Annotated in this window: 18 protein-coding genes; 11 read left to right on the top strand and 7 right to left on the bottom strand. The window is 62.3% G+C overall.

Translation table 11 applies throughout. From position 1 onward, the window contains the following. Positions 1-124 precede the first annotated feature (124 nt). From ACZZZU_RS19985 to ACZZZU_RS20015, 7 genes are all read right to left on the bottom strand, one after another. Positions 125-937, bottom strand: coding sequence for an ABC transporter permease (locus ACZZZU_RS19985; protein WP_463551608.1), 813 nt, complete (start codon positions 935-937; stop codon positions 125-127). Further along, the gene (locus tag ACZZZU_RS19990) at positions 927-1877 is read right to left on the bottom strand and encodes an ABC transporter permease (protein ID WP_122492745.1); all 951 of its coding nucleotides are present in this window, start codon (positions 1875-1877) and stop codon (positions 927-929) included. The genes ACZZZU_RS19985 and ACZZZU_RS19990 overlap by 11 nt, the downstream gene beginning before the upstream one ends. Position 1878: 1 nt before the next feature. After that, positions 1879-2919: an ABC transporter ATP-binding protein gene (locus tag ACZZZU_RS19995; protein ID WP_463551609.1), complete on the bottom strand. Its 1041-nt coding sequence runs from the start codon at positions 2917-2919 to the stop codon at positions 1879-1881. 214 nt (positions 2920-3133) lie between these two features. Continuing rightward, positions 3134-4294 carry a putative ABC transporter substrate-binding protein YdcS gene (gene ydcS, locus ACZZZU_RS20000; protein WP_122492743.1) on the bottom strand — a complete coding sequence of 387 codons (1161 nt, stop codon included), beginning with the start codon at positions 4292-4294 and terminating at the stop codon, positions 3134-3136. A 110-nt stretch (positions 4295-4404) separates the two neighbouring features. Next, positions 4405-5871 carry a gamma-aminobutyraldehyde dehydrogenase gene (locus tag ACZZZU_RS20005; protein WP_463551610.1) on the bottom strand — a complete coding sequence of 489 codons (1467 nt, stop codon included), beginning with the start codon at positions 5869-5871 and terminating at the stop codon, positions 4405-4407. A 137-nt stretch (positions 5872-6008) separates the two neighbouring features. Continuing rightward, on the bottom strand, positions 6009-6920 hold the full coding sequence (locus ACZZZU_RS20010; RefSeq protein ID WP_122492741.1) for a LysR family transcriptional regulator: 912 nt from the start codon (positions 6918-6920) through the stop codon (positions 6009-6011). A gap of 90 nt (positions 6921-7010) precedes the next feature. After that, positions 7011-8948 (bottom strand): autotransporter domain-containing protein, encoded by a 1938-nt coding sequence (locus ACZZZU_RS20015; RefSeq protein ID WP_463551611.1) that lies wholly within the window; start codon positions 8946-8948, stop codon positions 7011-7013. Positions 8949-9066: 118 nt separating this feature from the next. Between ACZZZU_RS20015 and ACZZZU_RS20020 the strand changes: the two genes are divergently transcribed. The 11 genes from ACZZZU_RS20020 (at position 9067) to lysS (ending at position 21874) form a co-directional block, all read left to right on the top strand. Further along, positions 9067-9195: a hypothetical protein gene (locus tag ACZZZU_RS20020; RefSeq protein ID WP_277342727.1), complete on the top strand. Its 129-nt coding sequence runs from the start codon at positions 9067-9069 to the stop codon at positions 9193-9195. A 205-nt stretch (positions 9196-9400) separates the two neighbouring features. Then, the gene (locus ACZZZU_RS20025) at positions 9401-11023 is read left to right on the top strand and encodes a HAMP domain-containing methyl-accepting chemotaxis protein (protein ID WP_122492739.1); all 1623 of its coding nucleotides are present in this window, start codon (positions 9401-9403) and stop codon (positions 11021-11023) included. A 7-nt stretch (positions 11024-11030) separates the two neighbouring features. Continuing rightward, entirely contained in the window at positions 11031-11549 is a 519-nt protein-coding gene (locus ACZZZU_RS20030; protein ID WP_122492738.1) for a chemotaxis protein CheW, read from the top strand. Next, positions 11546-12781, top strand: a complete 1236-nt coding sequence (locus ACZZZU_RS20035) for a CheR family methyltransferase (RefSeq protein ID WP_463381899.1) — start codon at positions 11546-11548, stop codon at positions 12779-12781. Before ACZZZU_RS20030 ends, ACZZZU_RS20035 begins: the two co-directional genes overlap by 4 nt. A 5-nt stretch (positions 12782-12786) precedes the next feature. Next, the gene (locus ACZZZU_RS20040) at positions 12787-13467 is read left to right on the top strand and encodes a chemotaxis protein CheW (protein ID WP_122492736.1); all 681 of its coding nucleotides are present in this window, start codon (positions 12787-12789) and stop codon (positions 13465-13467) included. Beyond that, positions 13464-15734, top strand: coding sequence for a response regulator (locus tag ACZZZU_RS20045; RefSeq protein ID WP_463551612.1), 2271 nt, complete (start codon positions 13464-13466; stop codon positions 15732-15734). Before ACZZZU_RS20040 ends, ACZZZU_RS20045 begins: the two co-directional genes overlap by 4 nt. Next, positions 15735-16742, top strand: a complete 1008-nt coding sequence (cheB, locus tag ACZZZU_RS20050) for a chemotaxis-specific protein-glutamate methyltransferase CheB (RefSeq protein ID WP_463551613.1) — start codon at positions 15735-15737, stop codon at positions 16740-16742. A gap of 79 nt (positions 16743-16821) precedes the next feature. Beyond that, complete coding sequence (locus ACZZZU_RS20055; protein WP_463384649.1) at positions 16822-17775, top strand: diguanylate cyclase domain-containing protein; 954 nt, start codon at positions 16822-16824, stop codon at positions 17773-17775. A gap of 427 nt (positions 17776-18202) precedes the next feature. Then, entirely contained in the window at positions 18203-18910 is a 708-nt protein-coding gene (locus ACZZZU_RS20060; protein ID WP_122492733.1) for a tellurite resistance TerB family protein, read from the top strand. Positions 18911-19139: 229 nt separating this feature from the next. After that, a protein-coding gene (prfB, locus tag ACZZZU_RS20065) for a peptide chain release factor 2 (protein ID WP_122451979.1) occupies positions 19140-20235 on the top strand; the annotation gives its coding sequence in 2 pieces (ribosomal slippage) (positions 19140-19211 and positions 19213-20235; 1095 coding nt in all). A gap of 124 nt (positions 20236-20359) precedes the next feature. Further along, positions 20360-21874: a lysine--tRNA ligase gene (gene lysS, locus ACZZZU_RS20070; protein WP_463381902.1), complete on the top strand. Its 1515-nt coding sequence runs from the start codon at positions 20360-20362 to the stop codon at positions 21872-21874. Positions 21875-21939: the final 65 nt, after the last annotated feature.

Raw genomic sequence — 21939 nt, forward strand, 5'->3', positions numbered from 1 at the left:
TATCAGGTGTGGTTCGGGCTCCCTTGTAGGAGAGGTTGGGCGGCATTCCGATTAGCCGCGATGCTTTTGATTTTTTAAGAGCATCGCGGCTGAAGCCGCTCCTACAGGGGGAAGTGCATCGCTTTTATTTCCCGCCGCTACCGGCCACGCTTTCCCCACTTTTGGTGAGGTAATACGCGCCCAGAATCGGCAGCATGGTCACCAGCATCACGAGCATGGCGACCACGTTGGTCACCGGCACGTCGCGCGGGCGGCTGAGTTGGTTGAGCAGCCACAGCGGCAAGGTGCGTTCGTGGCCAGCGGTAAAGGTGGTGACGATGATTTCGTCGAACGACAGCGCAAACGCCAACATGCCGCCGGCCAGTAACGCCGAGCTGAGGTTCGGCAAAATGATGTAGCGGAACGTCTGCCAGCCGTCGGCGCCCAGGTCCATCGAGGCTTCGATCAGGCTGTGGGAAGTACGGCGAAAACGGGCGATCACGTTGTTGTAAACAATCACCACGCAGAACGTGGCGTGGCCCACCACGATGGTGAAAATGCCCGGCTCGATGCCGAAGGCTTTGAACGCCGTCAGCAGCGCCAAGCCGGTCACGATGCCGGGCAGGGCGATGGGCAGAATCAGCATCAGCGACACGCCTTCCTTGCCGAAGAAATCGCGGCGATACAGCGCCGCCGCAGCGAGGGTGCCGAGCACCATGGCGATCAGCGTGGCCAGGCAGGCGATCTGCGCGCTCAGCTTGATCGCCTCCAGCACATCCGGCCGCGCGAAGGCGACGCTGAACCAGTGCAGCGTGAAGCCCTGCGGCGGAAAGCTGAACGCCGACTGCTCGGTGTTGAAGGCGTACATAAAGATGATCAGGATCGGGAAGTGCAAAAACACCAACCCGCCCCAGGCCGCCATTTTCAGCGGCAGCGAAGCCGAAGCATCAGAGTGCATCGAAAGCCCCCAGTCGTTTGACGATGGACAGGTACACGGCGATCAACACGATCGGCACCAAAGTGAACGCGGCGGCCATCGGCATGTTGCCGATCGAACCTTGCTGGGTATAAACCATGTTGCCGATAAACAACCCGGGCGGGCCCACCAGCTGCGGCACGATGAAATCGCCCAGGGTGAGGCTGAAGGTGAAGATCGAACCGGCAGCAATGCCCGGCACCGACAGCGGCAGAATCACCTGCATAAAGGTTTGCGAAGGGCGCGCGCCAAGGTCGGCCGAGGCCTGCAACAGTGACGGCGGCAGCCGCTCCAGCGAGGCCTGAATCGGCAGAATCATGAACGGCAGCCAGATGTACACAAACACCAGAAAGCGGCCCAGCTGCGAGGTCGACAAGGTGCTGCCGCCAATGCCCGGAATGCCCAGAATGAATTGCAACACCGGCCCCAGATGCAGCTGCTCCACGAACCATTGCGCCACGCCGCCCTTGGCCAACAGCAGCGTCCAGGCGTAGGCCTTGACGATGTAACTGGCCCACATCGGCAGCATCACCGCGATGTAAAAGAACGCCTTGGTTTTGCCCGTGGTGTAGCGCGCCATGTAATAGGCGATGGGAAAGGCCAGCGCAGCGCTGGCCAGCGACACGGCAATGGCCATAGTCACGGTGCGCAGAATGATGTCGTAGTTGGCCGGCTCGAACAGCGCGGCCAGGTTGGCCCAGGTCAGGTCGGGCGTGGCGGCCATGGCCATTTCGTCGTAGGTGTACACGCCCTGCCAAAGAAAGGTCAGCAGCGGGGCGAAATAGATCACGCCGAACCACAGCAGCGGCGGTATCAGCAGCATCGCCAGATACAGATTGGGCTTGCGGTACAGCAGGTTCGACAACCCGTGCAGCAACCCGCCAGGGCGGCGTTCAGCCAAGGGCGTAGCGAGGGCGCTCATGTCAGCGAGCCTCCACGTCAACAAGCGCCACCATGGCCTCGCGGGCCCAGCGCACGCTCACTTGCTGCCCGGCCTGGAACGCCGGTGCGCTTTGCTGCCACTGATTGTTGGCTTGGGTCACGCTGAGGTTCTGGCCGTTCTCCAGCCGTACTTCAAAGCGCGTGGCGGCGCCTTGGTACTGCACGTCGTGAAGCAAACCGGTGACGAGCACCTCGGTGGCGTTAGCATCAGAGCCAGCGGCCTCTTGCAGACGGATGTGTTCCGGGCGAATCGAGAAGGGCGCGGCGCTGCCCGTCAGCAGTTGCGCCAACTCGCCGCGCAGCACATTCGAGGTGCCGACGAACTCGGCCACAAATGGCGTGGCCGGTTTCATATAGAGATTGCGCGGGGTGTCGACCTGCTCGATGCGGCCCTTGTTGAACACCGCCACGCGGTCGGACATCGACAGCGCTTCAGTCTGGTCGTGGGTGACAAAAATAAAGGTGATGCCGAGCTGGCGCTGCAGTTTCTTCAGCTCGCTTTGCATTTGCTCGCGTAGCTTCAAATCCAGCGCGCCGAGGGGTTCGTCGAGCAGCAACACGCGTGGCCGATTGACCAACGCGCGGGCCAAGGCCACGCGCTGACGCTGGCCGCCCGACAATTGCACCGGCTTGCGCTCGCCATAACCGGCCAGCGCCACCATGCCCAAGGCTTCCTCGGCACGGTTCAGGCGCTCGCTCTTGCCCACGCCTTTTACTTTCAAGCCGTAGGCCACGTTGTCGCGCACGTTCATATGGGGAAACAGGGCGTAATCCTGAAACACCGTATTTACATCGCGCTGGTACGGCGCCAGGCCCACGGCCTCGACGCCATGAATGCGAATGGAGCCTGCACTCGGCTGCTCGAAACCGGCAATCAGCCGCAAGCACGTGGTTTTGCCCGAGCCGGAAGGGCCAAGCATGGAAAAAAACTCACCGTCCTGAATGTCGATGGACACACGGTCCACAGCCTTGACGTCGCCGAACACGCGGGACACATCGGTGAATTGCACAGCAGGGGTCATAGCGGGGAACTCCGGGGTAAAAGCCACCCTCGATTGCCCGAGCCGTTAGATGCTCACGGCACGCGGCGAACGAGGTGGTGGGTGCAAACACAGCAAAGGACAATTGCACCGTCATTCCTGCGTAGGCGGGAATCCAGAGTTTCGGACAGAGCGATGTTCGCCATGCAAATCTGGATCCCCGCCTGCGCGGGGATGACGGTGGTGCGGCTGAAAACTACCTACCGCCCATGATCGAAATGAAATCCTGCGTCCATTTGGAATACGGAACACACGAATCCTGCGTCTTGCACTTGGCCTGCGGGGTCTTCCAGAAGGCGATCTTGTCGAACTGGTCGTAGCCGTTCACCGCACAGCCTTCAGCACCCAGCAACTCGCTGGATTTGCACGCCACCGGCACCGCTGGCACCGAGCCGAACCAGGCGGCCAGGTCGCCTTGTACTTTCGGTTCCAGCGACCAGTTCATCCACTTGTAAGCGCAGTTCGGGTGCTTGGCTTCGGCGTGCAACATGGTGGTGTCGGCCCAGCCGGTCACGCCTTCTTTCGGGAACACGGTGGCAATCGGCTGACCTTCGCCTTTCAGCGCGTTGGCTTGATACGGCCAGGCGCTGGAGGCCACAACGCCTTCGTTTTTGAAGTCGCTCATTTGCACGGTGGTGTCGTGCCAGTAGCGGTGGATCAGCTCGTGCTGTTTGCGCAGCACGTCGAGCACGGCCTTGTACTGGGTTTCGTTGAGTTCGTAAGGGTCGTTGATCTTCAGTTCAGGCTTGGCGTTTTTCAGGTACAGCGCAGCGTCAGCGATGTAGATCGGGCCGTCGTAGGCTTGCACGCGGCCTTTGTTCGGCTTGCCGTCGGGCAGGTCTTGGGCCTCGAACAACACGCTCCAGCTGTCCGGCGCTTTCTTGAACACGTTGGTGTTGTACATCAGCACGTTCGGGCCCCATTGGTAGGGCGCGCCGTAGGTTTTGCCGTCGACCACGTACCACGGCGCGTCTTTGAGGCGGCCGTCGATGGTTTTCCAATTGGGGATCAATTCCGGGTTGATCGGCTGTACGCGCTTGCCGTAGATCAGGCGCAGCGAAGCATCGCCCGAGGCGGTGACCAGGTCGTAGCCGCCCTTGGTCATGAGGCTGACCATTTCGTCCGAGGTGGCAGCGGTTTTCACGTTCACTTTGCAGCCGCTGTCTTTCTCGAACTGGGTCACCCAGTCGTAGTTCTTGTCGGTCTCGCCGCGTTCGATGTAACCAGGCCAGGCGATGATATCCAGCGCGCCTTCGCCAGCACCGACAGCCTTCAGCGTTTCAGCCGCTTGCAGGCTGGCGCTGGCCAGCAGGGCGGTGGTCAGCGCACTTAATAAAGCGGTTTTTTTCACGAACATTTAGGTATCCCTCTTCTCTGTTTTATTGGGGCAGTTGAACGTCGTGTAACGGGACTTCTTGTTATGTAACCGCACGGTCTAGGCCGGGCTGGAAGGGCTTGCGTAAATCGTCAAACGGTCAGTTGGCCGTGGCGCGCCATGATGTGACGCACCACGGTGTAATCCTCCAGCGAGTCGCTGGACAAATCCTTGCCGTAACCCGAGCGTTTCAGCCCGCCGTGGGGCATTTCGCTGACCAGCAAGAAGTGGCTGTTGATCCAGGTGCAGCCGTACTGCAAACGGGCGGCGACCTGCATGGCTTTGTCGAGGTTTTGCGTCCACACCGAAGAGGCCAGGCCGTATTCGGAGTCATTGGCCCAGTCCACCGCCTGGCTCAATTCGTCGAAGCGGGTCACGGTGACCACCGGGCCAAACACTTCGCGCTGAACAATTTCGTCGCTCTGTTTGCAGCCGGCCAGCAGCGTCGGCTGGTAGTAAAAGCCGGGGCCGGAATGCACGGCGGCGCCGGTCACGCGTTCGATGTGCGGCTGGCCCAGCGCACGCTCGACAAAACTGGCCACGCGGTCGCGCTGGCGCGCGCTGATCAGCGGGCCGATTTCGTTGTCGGAATCACGCTTGCGGGCAAAGCGCAGGCTGCTGACCGCGTCGCCCAGTTCGGCTACCAGACGGTCGTGAATGCCGGCTTGCGCATAGATGCGGCAAGCGGCGGTGCAGTCCTGGCCAGCGTTGTAATAGCCATAGGTGCGAACGCCGTCGACCACGGCTTTCAGGTCGGCGTCGTTGCACACAATCACCGGCGCTTTGCCGCCCAACTCCAGATGCGTGCGCTTCACGCTTTTGGCGGCGGCCTGAAGAATTTTCTGGCCGGTGACGATATCGCCCGTGAGCGACACCATGCGCACCTTTGGGTGGCTGACCAAATGGCTGCCGACGCTTTCGCCGCCGCCACAAATAATGTTGATCACGCCCGACGGCAGCAGCTCGGCGAGCACCGGTGCCAGGCTCAAAATCGACAACGGCGTGTGTTCGGACGGCTTGAACACCAGCGTGTTGCCAGCCGCCAGCGCCGGGGCGATTTTCCAGGCGGCCATCATCAGCGGGTAATTCCAGGGCGCTATTGAGGCAACCACGCCAATGGGATCGCGACGCACCATGCTGGTGTAGCCCGGCAGGTATTCGCCGGCCAGTTGCCCGGTCTGGCAACGCACGGCACCGGCGAAAAAGCGAAATACATCGACGGCAGCGGTCAGGTCGTCCTGGCGCGCCAGATGCTGCGGCTTGCCGCAGTTCAACGCCTCCAACTGCGCCAATTGGTCAGCACGCTGCTCGATGGCATCGGCAATCTTCAGCAAGATGACGGAGCGCTGTTGCGGGGTGGTGCGGGCCCAGCCAGTGGAGGCGCGGTGGGCGCCATGAATGGCGGCTTCGACCTGGTCGGTTGAAGCTTCGGCAATACGAATGAGGGTTTCGCCGGAGGCGGGATTCAGAATCGGCTCGACAAAGCCTTCGCCAGTCACGAGCTGGCCGTCGATCAGCAGGGCGCTGCAAAAAGTCGCGGAGGGGGCGGCACCGGCCATCAAGTTCGCTCACTGTTGTTGTTTTTTAAAGCGCCAGCCGCTTTCGCGAGAGCTGAAACGCTTTGATACGAATGGCAACAGAGACTAGTGGGCCGTTAGGTAGGCGACAAATTCTAAATACCGAACGCCGCGTTCGATTAAATAGATGGCCTGCGGTTGTTGAGCTGCTCGCGGGCGACCGTAAGGAACGGGTCGACCAGCGCAGGCCGCGCCGTGCCTCGCCGCCAGGCCAGGCCGACGTCCAGCGTTTGGGTCAGATCCACTACCGCCCGCGCCTCGATAATATCGCCCTCCAGCGACCACGGCCGATAAGTCATGTCCGGCTGAATAGAAAGCCCCAAGCCCGCCGCCACCAGACTTCGCACCGCTTCGGTAGAGCCGGTCCGAAGGGTCACGTTCGGCTGCAAGCCAGCGCGCGACCAGATGCGCTGTGCGTTCAGCCCCATTTCATCGACGTTCAGCTGAATCATCGGCTCCTTCGCCACGTCCGCCAGGCTGATGCTGTCGTGCTCCAGCAACGGGTGTTGCGGCGGCAACCAAAGGCGCAACGGCGAATGGGTGAGCACCTCGGTTTGCAAGGCGTGGCGGTCTTCGAGGTTGGACAGAATCAGCACGCCCACATCAATTTCGCCGCTGACTAGCAAATGCTCGATATACGGGCGCTCGTCCTCCATCACGCGGATTTCCACGTTCGGGTAGGCGCGTTGGAAGCGGGTGATCAAATCGGCCAGGTAGTAACCGGCCACCAAGCCGGTAACGCCGATGGTGAGCTGGCCGGCGACCTGGTCAGTGCTCTGCTGCAGGCTGCGTTTGGCGTTGTCCACCGTCGCCAGAATCAAATGCGCTTGGCGCAGAAACTGATGGCCTTGGTGCGTGAGGGTCATGCCTTTGGCGTGGCGATTGAACAGGCTGACGCCGATTTCCTGCTCCAGTTGCTGAATGGCCAGCGTTAGCGTGGATTGGGAAATGAATACCGCTTGGGCGGCAGCGGAGATGGAGCCGGTCTCAGCCACTGCAATGAAATGGCGGATCTGACGCAGGGTCATCATGGAAGGCGGCTCGCGGCAAGGTCGATGAGGCGACCTTGCCATGAGTTTCTTCGGTTGGAAAGAAGAGCTATCTATTTTTAAGATCGCTATTCAGAACGAATAGCGGTACTGCACGCCCAGGCCAAACAGGGGACGTTCCCCCGCGTAGCGCGACTGCGACAGCTGTACGCCGCCGCCCAGCGTTGAATGGGCGTCGAGCGCATGGCTGTAGCCGAGATTCGCCACCGGTATGACGCGGCGCTTGTCCAGGTTGCTGTCTAGCTTGAAGCCGCGCAGGCCCGGCACGGTCGAGTGACCGGTGATAGGCGGCGTGTTGTCTTTGACCAACGTGTCGGCCGCCACGCTCAGGTGCAGGGTGCCGTTGGCGCTTAGCTCGGTGGCGCTGCGCACAGCAAGGGTGACGTAAGTTTCGCGGCGTTGCGCGCTATCAATAGTCAGCGGGAAGGCCACGTGGCGCTCGGTGAAGCCGTTTTGCGTGGTCTTGCCATGGCTGAGCGCCACTTCGGGCGAAATCATCGAGTTGCCAACGGGTACGCCGTACTGAGCGGCAAGGCGCAGAACGCTGCTGTTGATGTCCACCTTGGCGCGAGCACGCTGCACATCGTCCAGCCCGGTGCCACGCTCGAACTGGTTGTCGCTTTCCCCGGCCGCCGCGCTGGCGCTGGCGTTCCAGCCCGTGGCATCGGCGTTTTGCTGGTAGGCGCCCCACACGCTCAAACCAAACGCCTTGCGCTGTTCCGCGCTTTGTTCGCGCAGGTCCGCGCGGCCAACGATCGCCGTCGCGCCCACCGCGACGTATTCGTTCACACGCAGACCGGCGGCCACGTTCAGGTGATTTTGGTTGCCGTTGGTATCGCCTTCGCCACGGTAGCGGTTGCCCCCCAGGCTCAGGCAAAACGTCTGCAGCGCGCCGGGCACGCATTGCTGCTGAGCGAGGTCGCGCAGGCGGCGGGTCTGGGCGGAAACGAGGTGATCGACGGTGATGGCGCTGCGCAAGAGCGAGGCTTGCAGGTAGGACAGGTCTTGTATTGCCGGGCTGGCGGTACTCCAAATAAAGGCGCGGTCGCCGCTATCCCCGACCACAATGTTGCCGTCATCGCTTACGCCCGAGGCCATGCTTTCGCGTTGCCCCGTCAGCACGCCCAGGTCGACCATGCCGGCGCCGAGGGTCCAGCGATACGCGCGGTCGCTACCGTCTGCCACCTCGCTGGTGCCCACTACGACTGAACCGTCGGCGTTCACATCAATTGCCGAGCTCCAGCCCCCGCCCAGCGTTCCGAGGTCCTGCATGCCAGCGGCGGTGTGTCGAAAAGCGTGCTGCGCCGGGCCGCCTAAATCGCTGATGCCAACGATGACCGAGCCGTCCCGGTTCGTGGCGTTCGCAGTGGAAAACACGCCGTTGGGTAAGGCGCCCAACGAGACAATTCCAGAAGCCTCATCCCAACGAAAGGCTAAGTCGGCCGACCTGCCTACCACAACGTTGCCATCGCCGCTTACGGCCTGTGCGCGAGCATTACTTACATACTTAACCGTACCGGCCTCCCAGCGGAAAAACTGATCGTAGCCAGCCGAGTCCAGGTCGGTAGCCACTACGACACGGCCGTCGTCGCTGATTCCAGAGATTTGGCTCCACGGACCATTTAACGCGCCGAGGTCAACGAAGCCGTTAACCGCGTCCCAGCGGAATGCATGGTTGAGGGGGTCGCCGGGGATGATGGCGGCGCTGCCGGCGATGTAGGTGCCGTCGCGATTGACCACGCTGTTAAAGGTCAGGTCGGTAAGCGAGCCTAGCGAAACGACGCCCGTGCCGGCGCGCCAGTAAAACAATTCGGCGGTACCGATAATTCCCACCACTGTGGTTCCGTCTCCGCTGATGGCTTCGGCACTCAACGTGCCCAGATCAAGCATTACGGCTGACGCCGATTGGCTGCTGAACACCGTCAGCGCAACCAAGGCGGTCGCTGAAATGTAGTGCCAGGGCGTGAGCGTTTTGCTTAGCGAAGACGGTAGGAACGAACTGAGTTTCATAGTGATAGGCCCGCGCGGAAGGTGAGCCGCAAGCTTGGTGAAACGAGGTGGCTTAGGCTGTCATCTGCCTCTTAGCGGTAGGTAGGGGCGCGGTGCCAAGCGAGGTAGGACGATTCTGATGGGCCAGAAGGCTGACGCGAAAGAAACTGCTGCGGTCAAAGTGAGCCCGGGCCGCCTCAACGTTCTGGGCAAGGCCTTTCCCGAAGGCTGGTGCAGCGAAGCGCTTCGCCCCTTCGGCTCGGCGTAAACCAAAAAGCAGGTGTGCCCAGCGTTTCCTGCACACGCTAAACCCGACCGTAACTACCTTCCATAAGTCGTTGATCTGCCTACGCGCTGCTACGCTTTCAGCTTGCGCCGGTGTAGGACGCGTCTTACAGTCGCTGGCATTGGCGCGCCACCTGCCGCCGTCAGCTTGAGCCGTGCGCGGGCACCGTTCATTAGGGGAGTTACGAGTGAAGAACTGGACCCTGCGTCAGCGCATTCTGGCGAGTTTCGCGGTGATCATCGCGATCATTATTCTGATGGTCGTGGTGGCCTATTCGCGGCTGGTTACCATCGAAACCAGCGCCAAAAGCGTGGCCGAAGATTCCATGCCCGGCGTGTATTTCAGCTCCTACATTCGCAGCTCCTGGGTCGACAGTTTCCTGTTGGCGCAACAAGTGGTGGGTTTGTCCGATGAGCAGGTAATCAGCCCGGCCGTGCTGGCCGAGTTCACCAGCAACGACGAAAAACTCATGGCCCGCGTAGCCGAATACCGCCGGTCCATTGTTGAGGTTGAAGACAAAGCACACCTCGATTCCTTCCTGAAGAACCGCGACGAATTCAATAAGGCGCTCGCCGAGGTGCTCGGCACTTTCCAGCAAGGCCAGCCGCTGCAAGCACGCAAAATTCTCAATGAGCGCCTGCACCCGGTCTGGGCTGAAGGCCGCGAGCAATTGCTGCAAATGGTGCAGTTCAATAAAGACCGCGCCGACGTGGCCACCACCTCCATTACCGCCCAGGCGGCCGGCGCGAAGATCAGCCTGGTGTTGTCGCTGTTGCTGGTGATTGCCGTGGCGTTGATCAGCGGTTTCGTTTTGATGCGCGCCATCATGGGCCCGCTGAATAACTTGGCGCAGATTCTCACGGTGATGCGCACCGGCAACCTCACTACGCGTTTCAACAATGTGCGCGCCGACGAATTCGGCGCGGTGCAGGGCGGCTTCAACGCCATGGTCGATGACATCACCACGCTGGTGTCCCAGGCGCAGCGTTCGGCGGTGCAGGTCACCACGTCGGTCACGGAAATTGCCGCCACCTCCAAACAGCAACAGGCCACGGCTACCGAAACCGCCGCCACCACTACGCAAATTGGCGCCACCTCGCGGGAGATTGCCGCTACCTCGCGCGATCTGGTGCGCACCATGGGCGAGGTTTCCTATTCCGCCGAGCAAGCATCGGCGCTGGCCGGGGCCGGGCAAGTGGGTCTGCAGCGTATGGAAGACACCATGCGCCAGGTAATGGGCGCCGCCGAGCTGGTAAACGCCAAGCTGGGCATTCTCAATGAGAAGGCCAGCAACATTAATCAGGTGGTGACCACCATCGTCAAAGTGGCCGATCAGACCAATCTGCTTTCGCTCAACGCCGCCATCGAGGCGGAAAAGGCTGGCGAGTACGGGCGTGGGTTCTCGGTGGTGGCGACCGAAGTCCGGCGCTTGGCCGACCAAACGGCCGTGGCCACGTACGACATCGAGCAGATGGTGCGCGAGATTCAATCGGCGGTCTCGGCCGGCGTAATGGGCATGGATAAATTCTCCGAGCAGGTGCGCCGTGGCATGAGCGAGGTGCAGGAGGTGGGCGAGCAGTTGTCGCAAACCATCGACCAGGTTCAGGCGCTGGCGCCGCGCGTGGTGGTGCTCAACGAGGGCATGCAAGCCCAGGCCACCGGCGCCGAGCAGATTACCCAGGCGCTCACGCAACTGGGCGAGGCCACGGGGCAAACCGTGGAGTCGCTGCGCCAGGCCAGCTTCGCCATCGAAGAGCTGAATCAGGTGGCCGGCAGCCTGCGTAGCGGCGTGTCGAGCTTCAAGGTTTAAGGCCGCCATGAGCAGCCACTCGCAGCCGGCGCCGCTTCAAAAGGCGCCGCTGTATTTATTGTTTTCGCTAGGCGGCGAACGCTATGCGCTGGCTGCCCGCGAGGTGGTGGCGGTGCTGCCCCGCGTGCCGGTTAAAAGCATTCCGGGCGCTCCGGCTTGGGTGGCCGGCGTGTTCGCCTTTCGCGGCGCGCTGGTGCCGGTGCTCGACCTTTGCCACCTGAGCCTCGGCACGCCTGCGCCAGCACGCACCAGCACGCGCACGGTGCTGGTCGACTACCGCACCAGCGACGGCCGCCAAACCCCGCTCGGTCTGGTGCTGGAACAAGCCAGCGACACCTTGCGCTGCGACGCCGAGGCATTCCGCGATTACGGTTTGCTCAGCCCCGACTCCCCATATTTAGGCCCGGTACTGGAAACCCGCGACGGCCTAGTGCAGCGCATTCAGATCGAGCAGTTGCTGCCTGAAAGTGCGCAGGCGCTGTTGTTTCCGCCCGCCGGCTTGAGCCTGGAAACCGGCACGCCATGAGCATTGACCCGCGTTTCGAGCAACTGCTGAAAGAACGCATCGGCCTGGACGCCATCACGGTGGGCGAGTCGGTGGTCGAGCGCGCGGTGCAGCGCTGCATGGCCGCTGTGCCAGGGCGCGATGTTGAAAACTACTGGCGCGCGTTGAATCAGTCGGATGCCGAATTGCAGGCGCTGATTGAAGCGGTGATCGTGCCCGAGACGTGGTTTTTTCGTTATCCCGAGTCGTTCGCCACCCTGGCCCGTCTGGCCACCCGGCGCATCGGCGAATTGGCCGGCGCGCGGCCGTTGCGGCTGCTGAGCCTGCCGTGCTCAACCGGCGAGGAGCCGTATTCCATCGCCATGTGCCTGCTCGACGCCAACCTGCCCGCCGCCTCGTTCACGGTCGACGCGCTGGACATCAGCCCCTTGTCCATCGAGCGCGCAGTGGCCGGCCGGTACGGGCGCAATTCGTTTCGCGGCGACACCCTGGGCTTTCGCAATCGCTACTTCAGCGCCGAGGGCAATGGTTATGTGATCAGTCCGCAGGTGCGCAAACAGGTGCGTTTTCAGGCCGGCAATCTGCTTGAGCCCGGTCTGCTGGCCGCAGAGCTGCCGTATGACATGGTGTTCTGCCGCAATCTGCTGATTTATTTCGATGTGCCGACCCAGGAGCAGGTGCTGGAGGTGCTCAAGCGCCTGACCCGCGACGACGGCGTGCTGTTTATCGGCCCGGCCGAAGCCGGCCTGTTTACCCGCGTGGGCATGCAGTCGCTGGGCATTGCGCTGTCGTTCGCGTTTCGCCGCCAGCCGCTGGCGGCCGATGTGCCGCGCATGCCTGCGCCGCCACCCCGTCGCGCGTTGCCGCCGGTGCCTGCGCCGCGTCCGGTGGCGCGCTTGCCTGCCAAACCGGTGGTGGCCAACGCGCCGGCGGTGGATTCGTCTGCGGAGCAACTGGGGCAAATCGCTGCGCTGGCCAATCAGGGGCGCAGCCAGGAGGCGCGGCGCCTGGCCGATGGGTTTCTGGCCAGCCACGGCCCCTCGGCCGAAGTGTTTTATTGGCTGGGGCTGCTTTGCGAAGTGGAGCGCGACATGCCCGGCGCCCAGGGTTTCTACCGCAAGGCCTTGTACCTGCAACCGCACCACCCGGCCGCCCTGGCGCAACTGGCGGCGCTGCTCGCGGCGCAGGGCGACAAGGCCGGTGCCGAGCGCTTGCAGGGGCGGGCGCAACGGGGAGCCGGCCGACATGAGTAATTGCCATGACTGACGTGAGCCTGCACCGCAGCGAATACGCGGTGGACGACTGCTGGAACCGCATCGGCGTGCGCGGCGACAAGAGCTGCCCGAAACTGATCGAACATGTGCACTGCCGCAACTGTGAAGTCTACGGCGCGGCTGCCACGCGCCTGCTTGATCGCTACAGCCTGAGCCAGGAACACGTGGCGCTGTACGAACACACCGACGACCTCAGCGAGCAAATAACGCGCTCCATGATTGTGTTTCGTCTCGGCGAAGAATGGCTGGCCCTGGCCACCCGCACGTTGGTGGAAGTGTCGCCGCTGGCGCCGATTCATTCGTTGCCCCATCAGCGCTCGCGTGCGCTGTTAGGCGTGGCCAATGTGCGCGGCGCGCTGGTGCCGTGTGTGTCGCTCAGCGAGTTGCTGGGCCTGGATGCGGCCCCGGCCAAAGCCGCCGGCCGCGTGGTGCCGCGCTTGCTGATTCTGGCGGCGCAGGGCGGCAACGTGGTGGCGCCGGTGGATGAAGTGCTGGGCATTCACGCCTTCCCGGAGCAGCAGTTGGATCAGGCAAGCGCCGGCCAGGCGGGCGCTGGTGTGGCGGCGGCGAAGTTCACCCGTGGCGTGTTGCAGTGGCAGCAACGCAGCGTGCGCCTGCTCGATGAAGACCTTCTACTGAACGCCGTGATGCGGAGCCTGACATGACCCCGGATCAGATGCGCGACGCCTCGATGCTGGAGCTGTTTCAGCTGGAAGCCGAGGCCCAGGCCCAAGTGCTCAACGCCGGCCTGCTGGCGCTGGAGCGCAACCCTACGCACGCCGAGCAGCTGGAAGCCTGCATGCGCGCTGCGCATTCGCTCAAAGGCGCGGCGCGTATTGTCGGCGTCGATGCCGGCGTGGGCATTGCCCATGTGATGGAAGACTGCCTGGTAAGCGCGCAGAACGGCCAGTTGCGCCTGACGCCCGATCATATCGATGCGTTGCTCAAAGGCACCGATCTGTTGCTGCGCGTGGCCAAGCCCGACTCCGGCGTAACCCCGGCGGAGGTCGCGCAGTTCGTCGAGCAGATGGACATCATGAGCCGTGGCGGTTTTATCGCCATGCAGGAAAGCCGTGTGGCGGCGCCGGAGCCGGCGTTTGTCGAAACCGCCGTGCCCCCGGCCGAACCGCTTGCCGCGCCAGCGTCGCCGGAGCCCGTTGTCGATGAAGCGCCAGTGGCCGATGCCGGTGGCGAGCGCGTATTGCGTGTAACGGCCGAGCGCCTGAACCGGCTGTTGGATTTGTCCAGCAAGTCGCTGGTGGAGTCGCAGCGGCTCAAGCCGTTTCTCACCTCGATGCAACGCATGAAGCGCCTACAAACCAACGCCAGTCGCACGCTCAATGGCGTGCACGACGCATTGAACGAGGCCGATACCGACCCGCAAACCTTGGCGCTGCTGGCCGACGCCCGGCGCCTGGTGGACGAATGCCAGCAACTGCTGACCCAGCAGGCCAGCGACCTCGACGAATTCAGCTGGCAGTCGGAGCAGCGTGCGCAGTTGCTCTACGACACGGCGCTGGCCTGCCGCCTGCGGCCATTCAACGACTTGCTGCGTGGCCAGGAACGGATGATCCGCGACCTCGGCCGCTCGCTCGGCAAGCAGGTGCGGCTGGAGGTGGTCGGCAAGAAAACCCAGGTCGACCGCGAGGTGCTGGAAAAGCTCGAAGCGCCGCTGGTGCACTTGCTGCGAAACGCTGTCGACCACGGCATCGAGAGCGCCGAGGCGCGGGCGCAAGCCGGCAAGCCGGCAGAAGGCGTGATCCGCATTCGGGCCAGTCACCAGGCCGGTTTGCTGGTGCTGGAGTTGAGCGACGACGGCGGCGGTATCGACCTGGATCGCCTGCGCCGCGCCATTGCCCAGCGGCAGCTATCGACCGCCGACACCATCGCGCAGATGAGCGAAGACGAGCTGCTGAGCTTTCTGTTCCTGCCCGGTTTCAGCATGCGCGACACGGTGACCGAGGTGTCTGGCCGTGGCGTGGGGCTGGATGTGGTGCAACACATGGTGCGCCAGCTGCGCGGGGCCATTGAGCTGCGCCAGGTGCCGGGGCAGGGCGCCACGTTCCACTTGGAGGTGCCGCTGACGCTGTCGGTGGTGCGCAGTCTGGTGGTGATGATTGGCGGTGAGGCCTATGCATTTCCGCTGGCGCAGATCGACCGCATGCTGGAGCTGGCGCCGGCCGACATCGTGCAGCTCGAAGGCCGTCAGCATTTTTGGCACGAAGGCCGGCATGTCGGCCTCGTAGCCGCACATCAACTGTTGCAACGCCCGGAAGGTGAGGCCTCGGCCGGCGACATCCGCGTGGTGGTGATTCGTGAGCGCGATGCGGTGTACGGCGTGGCGGTGGAGCGTTTTGTCGGCGAGCGCACGCTGGTGGTGCTGCCCATTGATGCGCGGTTGGGTAAGGTGCAAGACATCTCAGCCGGCGCCTTGCTCGACGACGGCACGCCGGTGCTGATTCTCGACGTTGAAGACATGCTGCGCTCGGTGGAAAAACTGCTCAGCACCGGGCGTTTGGAGCGTATCGACCGGGGCGCGCGGCAAGCCGGCGCGGTTGCGCGCAAACGCATTCTGGTGGTCGATGACTCGCTCACGGTGCGCGAACTGGAGCGCAAATTGCTGCTGCAACGCGGCTATGACGTGGCCGTGGCGGTAGACGGCATGGACGGTTGGAACGCCCTGCGCTCCGAGCATTTCGATTTATTGGTAAGCGACATCGACATGCCGCGCATGGACGGCATCGAGCTGGTCACCCTGATTCGCCGCGACAACCGTTTGCAGTCGTTGCCGGTGATGGTGGTGTCGTACAAAGACCGAGAGGAAGACCGTCGCCGTGGCCTGGATGCCGGCGCCGATTACTACCTGGCCAAAGCCAGTTTCCATGACGAAGCGCTGCTGGAAGCCGTCGTCGATTTGATTGGGGAGCCGTAGGTGAAGATAGGGATTGTCAACGACATGCCACTGGCCGTGGAGGCGCTGCGCCGGGCGCTGGCGCTGGAGCCGGCGCATCAGGTGATTTGGGTGGCGGGCGACGGCGCCGAAGCCGTGGCCAAATGCGCCGAGCAACGGCCCGACGTGGTGCTGATGGATTTGATCATGCCGGTGATGGACGGCGTCGAGGCCACCCGGCTGATCATGGCCAACACGCCGTGCGCCGTGGTGGTGGTGACGGTGAATTCGCAGCAGAGCATGAACCGCGTGTTCGAGGCCATGGGCCACGGCGCGGTGGATGTGGTGGACACGCCGGCGCTGGGCGTTGGCGATTTACGTGAAGCCGCCGCGCCGCTGCTGCGCAAGATTCAGAACATCGGCTGGCTGTTGGGCGAGCGCGAAAAGAAGCCTGCGGACAAAGCCCCGGCCGTGGCGCCGAACCGACAGCGCAAAGCGCTGCTGGCCATCGGCGCCTCGGCAGGTGGGCCGGCTGCGCTGGAAATTCTGCTGAAAGCGCTGCCGGCGAATTTTCCCGCCGCCGTGGTGCTGGTTCAGCACGTGGATGAAGTGTTTGCCGCGGGCATGGCGGATTGGCTGTGCAGCGCCGCCACTATGCCGGTGCGCCTGGCCGTGGCGGGCGAACAACCGCAGGTGGGCACGGTGTTGCTGGCGGGCACCAATAATCACCTGCGGCTGCTCAAGGACGGCACATTGAGCTACACGGTGGAGCCGAGCGAGCACATTTACCGGCCGTCCATAGATGTGTTTTTCGAAAGCGTCGCGCAGTATTGGCAAGGCGAGGCAATTGGTGTGCTGCTCACCGGCATGGGGCGCGACGGCGCCAACGGCCTGAAACTCCTGCGGGAGCGCGGGTTCCATACCATTGCGCAAGACCAACAAAGCTCGGCGGTGTACGGCATGCCCAAGGCGGCGGCCGCCATTGATGCAGCGGTGGAAATTTGTTCACTGGACGCCATCGCGCCCACGCTGTGCCGGCTGTGGGCCTAGGCGTCACGGGTTTCTCGTTCCACAACAACAATGATTGATCGAGGGTAGTACCGAAGTGATTAACGACGAAAACGCCGTAATGGTGTTGCTGGTAGATGACCAAGCCATGATCGGCGAGGCCATCCGCCGTGCCCTGGCAAACGAGCCGAACATCGGCTTTCACTTCTGCTCGGACCCTCATCAGGCCGTGGCGCAGGCCATTCAGATAAAACCCACCGTCATCATCCAGGACCTGGTTATGCCAGGCGTGGATGGCCTGTCGCTGGTGCGCGCCTACCGCGCCAACCCGGTGACGGCCGATATCCCGATTATCGTGCTGTCGACCAAAGACGACGGGCTGGTGAAAAGCTCGGCCTTCGGCGCGGGCGCCAACGATTACCTGGTGAAGCTGCCCGACTCCATCGAACTGATTGCCCGCATCCGCTATCACTCACGTTCCTACCAGATGCAAGTGCAACGCGACGACGCCCACCGCGCCCTGCGCGAAAGCCAGCAGCAGTTGATGGAAACCAACCTGGTGCTGCAACGGCTGATGAACTCCGACGGCCTGACCGGCCTGTCGAACCGTCGCCACTTCGACGAATACCTGGAAATGGAATGGCGCCGCGCCATGCGCGAGCAAAGCCAGCTGTCGCTGCTGATGATCGACGTCGACTACTTCAAAGCCTTTAACGACGGCTTCGGTCACCTCAAAGGCGACGAAGCTTTGCACCAGGTCGCCGACGCCATTCGCGGCGGCTGCAGTCGGCCCTCGGACCTGCCCGCCCGTTACGGCGGAGAAGAGTTCGCCATGGTGCTGCCGAGCACCTCGTCAGGCGGCGCGCGGCTGGTGGCCGAGAAAATTCGACGCGCCGTGGAAGGGCTGAACATCGCCCATACCTCGCCCAAAGACGGCTCGGTGCTGACCGTCAGCATCGGCCTGGCGACCATGCTGCCGCAGCAGGGCGAAGAGCACCGGCTGCTGATACAAAGCGCGGATAGGGCGCTGTATCAGGCCAAGAATGCGGGGCGTAATCAGGTGGGGATGTTGTAGGAGGGCTTGGTCCGGTGGCCTCTGTGCGGGTCAGCGTTCGTCTTTGACCGCCACTCAAACCCAAGTCCCCGTCATTCCCGCGAAGGCGGCGATCCGACGATTCGGAATCCAGGCTCGTTCAGGGAACTACGTTCGGCGCGGCATACTAGATTCCCGCCTGCGCGGGAATGACGGAGGTTTTTGTTGCGACCACCGTCATTCCCGCGAAGGCGGCGGTCCGACGATTCGGAATCCAGAGTCTTGAGTCGAACGAACATCCCCGAACCCTGCAGTTCCGGACCGTCGGACGCCTGCTCGCGGCTTTTGAAACGGATTGTCGCCAATGGCCACACTCCCCAAAAGCAACATCCGCAAACACTCTCGCGTAAGGCTTTTCCCACATTTGGTTCTAGTCTGCCGGTCGGTTTATTCAATGACTGGAGGCGTTATGAACACCCGTGGCTTACTCGATCAACTGCTCAAGTCCGGCCAGGATCTGCTGCAAAGCAAAACCGGCGGCGCCAAGCCCGGCAACAGTGGCGGTAAGGCTGGCGGGCTGCTGGACAGCGCCAATCTCGGCAGTTTGCTCGGCGGTGCCGGTGGCGGCGCGTTGGCAGCCGGGGCCATGGGCCTGCTGCTGGGCAACAAGAGCGCGCGCAAGCTGGGCGGTAAAGCCCTGACCTACGGCGGCCTCGCCGCGCTGGGCGTGATCGCCTACAAAGCCTACGGCAACTGGCAGGCCAATCAGGCCAACGGCGCCGTCACCGAACCGCAAACCCTTGACCGTCTGCCGGAGTCGCAGGCCGAGCTGCACAGCCAGGGCATTCTCAAAGCGCTGGTGGCAGCGGCCAAAGCCGATGGCCACGTCGATGCCCGTGAGCGGCAGTTGATTGAAGGCGAATTCGTCAAGCTGACCAACGATCCCGAGCTGAAAACCTGGCTCGACCTCGAACTGAACAAACCCCTCGACCCAGCCGATGTCGCCCGTGTGGCCACTACGCCGGAAATGGCGGCGGAAATGTATGTGGCGAGCGTGTTGATGGTGGATGAAGAGCACTTTATGGAGCGTGCATATCTGGACGAACTGGCCAAGCAGTTGAAGCTTGAGCCGTCGTTGAAGCTGGAGTTGGAGAATCAGGTGCGTCAGGCGGTTTAACGGCAAGAGCCCCTCACCCCTAGCCCCTCTCCCGCAAGCGGGCGAGGGGAATCCAATCGCCGGCATCCTTTCAGGAACGCTCGGTCGGCTCCCTCTCCCGCTTGCGGGAGAGGGTTGGGGTGAGGGCCGAAGCAAACGCCAATCCCCCCGATTTCCCGCTGCAACCCGCATATCTACTCGGGTATACTCGCCGGCTTTTCGAAAGTAACGCCTGCGAGTGCTGCCCACCATGGAAATCAACCCGATCCTTAACAGCATCAAGGACCTCTCCGAACGTTCCGAAACGATTCGGGGGTATCTTTGACTACGATCACAAGAGTGATCGTCTGACGGAAGTCAACCGCGAGCTGGAAGACCCGGCCGTGTGGAACAACCCCGAATATGCGCAGAATCTGGGCCGCGAACGTGCTCAGTTGGCGCAGATCGTCGAAACCCTCGACGAAATGAGCAGCGGCCTCAGCGATGCCCGCGATCTGCTGCAAATGGCAGCTGAGGAAGAAGACCAAGGCGCCGTCGACGACGTGGCCGCCGAGGTCGAGCGCCTGCGCGAAGCGCTGGAGAAGCTCGAATTCCGCCGCATGTTCAGCGGTGAAATGGACGCCAATAACGCTTACCTCGATATCCAGGCCGGTTCCGGCGGCACTGAAGCCCAGGACTGGGCCAACATTTTGCTGCGCATGTACCTGCGCTGGGCCGACAAGCGCGGCTTCGACGCCACCATCATGGAATTGTCGGCCGGCGAAGTGGCGGGTATCAAAGGTGCCACCGTGCATATCAAAGGCGAATACGCGTTTGGTTGGCTGCGCACCGAGATCGGCGTTCACCGTCTTGTACGAAAAAGCCCATTCGACTCGGGTAACCGTCGCCATACCTCGTTCTCGGCGGTGTTTGTGTCGCCGGAAATCGACGACAACATCGAAATCGAGATCAACCCGGCAGACCTGCGAATTGACACCTATCGTTCATCCGGTGCCGGTGGTCAGCACGTAAACACCACCGACTCGGCCGTGCGTATTACCCACGTGCCGACCAACACCGTGGTCAGCTGCCAGAACGAGCGCTCCCAACACGCCAACAAAGACACCGCGATGAAGATGCTCCGTGCTCGTTTGTATGAGCAGGAAGTGCAGAAACGCAACGCGGCGTCCCAGGCGCTGGAAGACACCAAGTCGGATATCGGCTGGGGTCACCAGATTCGCTCGTATGTACTCGACGCCTCGCGCATCAAAGACCTGCGCACCAGCATCGAACGCAGCGACTGTGACAAAGTGCTGGACGGCGATTTGGACGAATACCTGATCGCGAGCCTTAAGCAAGGGCTTTAAAACCGCCGAGTAACTGAATCGGACGCAGTGTGGGAGCGGCTTCAGCCGCGATGGCCGTGATGCAATAAGCCGCCGAATTCCCACACCTGCGCGTACCGCACCCTGTAATGGATACCGAAAAAACATGAGCGACCACAAAGCCGAACCGCAACCCGACCTGCAAGCGCTGCAACAGGAAGAAAATTCCCTGATTGCCCTGCGCAAAGAAAAGCTCGCCGCTGCGCGCAGCAAAGGTCAGGCCTTCCCCAATGACTTCCGTCGCGACAATTACTGCAACGACCTGCAAAAGCAGTACGCCGACAAGACCAAGGAAGAACTGGAAGCAGCGGCTATCCCGGTGAAAGTTGCCGGTCGCATCATGCTCAACCGTGGCGCGTTCATGGTTATCCAGGACATGTCCGGCCGCATTCAGGTGTACGTGAATCGCAAAACCCTGTCGGAAGAAACACTGGCAGAGGTAAAAACCTGGGACCTGGGCGACATCATCGCCGCCGAAGGCACCCTGGCCCGTTCCGGCAAAGGCGACTTGTACGTTGAGATGACCAGCGTGCGCCTGCTGACCAAGTCGCTGCGTCCGCTGCCGGACAAGCACCACGGCCTGACCGACACCGAAACCCGTTATCGCCAGCGCTACGTTGACCTGATCGTTAACGAAGAAACCCGCCAGACCTTCCGCGTTCGTTCGCAAGTCATCGCCCACATCCGCAGCTTTTTGATGAAGCGCGACTTCCTCGAAGTGGAAACGCCGATGCTGCAAACCATTCCGGGCGGCGCCGCGGCCAAGCCGTTTGAAACCCACCACAACGCATTGGACATGGGCATGTACCTGCGCATCGCGCCGGAGCTGTACCTCAAGCGCCTGGTAGTGGGCGGTTTCGAGCGTGTCTTCGAGATCAACCGCAACTTCCGTAACGAAGGCGTTTCGACCCGGCACAACCCCGAGTTCACCATGCTCGAGTTCTACCAGGCCTACGCCGACTACGAAGACAACATGGACCTCACCGAGGAACTGTTCCGCGAGTTGGCGCAGCTGGTGCTGGGCAGCACCGACGTGCCGTACCAGGGCAAGGTGTTCCACTTCGGCGAGCCGTTTGTGCGCCTGTCGGTGTTCGACTCGATCCTCAAGTACAACCCGGAACTGACCGCTGCCGATCTCACCGATATCGACAAAGCGCGTGAAATCGCCAAGAAGGCCGGCGCCAAGGTGCTGGGCTTCGAAGGTCTGGGCAAATTGCAGGTGATGATTTTTGAAGAGCTGGTCGAGCACAAACTCGAACAACCGCACTTCATTACCCAGTACCCGTTCGAAGTCTCGCCGCTGGCCCGTCGCAATGATCAGGACCCTAGCGTGACCGACCGTTTCGAGCTGTTTATTGGTGGCCGCGAAATCGCCAACGCCTATTCGGAGTTGAACGACGCCGAAGACCAGGCCGAACGCTTCCAGGCGCAGGTGGCCGACAAGGACGCCGGCGACGACGAAGCCATGCACTACGACGCCGATTTCGTCCGCGCGTTGGAGTACGGCATGCCGCCGACGGCGGGCGAGGGCATTGGTATCGACCGTTTGGTGATGTTGTTGACGGATGCGCCGTCTATTCGCGACGTGATCCTGTTCCCCCACATGCGCCCTCAGGCGTAAGCAATGCGGCCGAGCGCATGCCCATGCGTTCGGCCTGCTGCGGTAGCGGCTAGAAAGGTTTAGTG

This window comes from Pseudomonas sp. AC136, assembly GCF_979258585.1.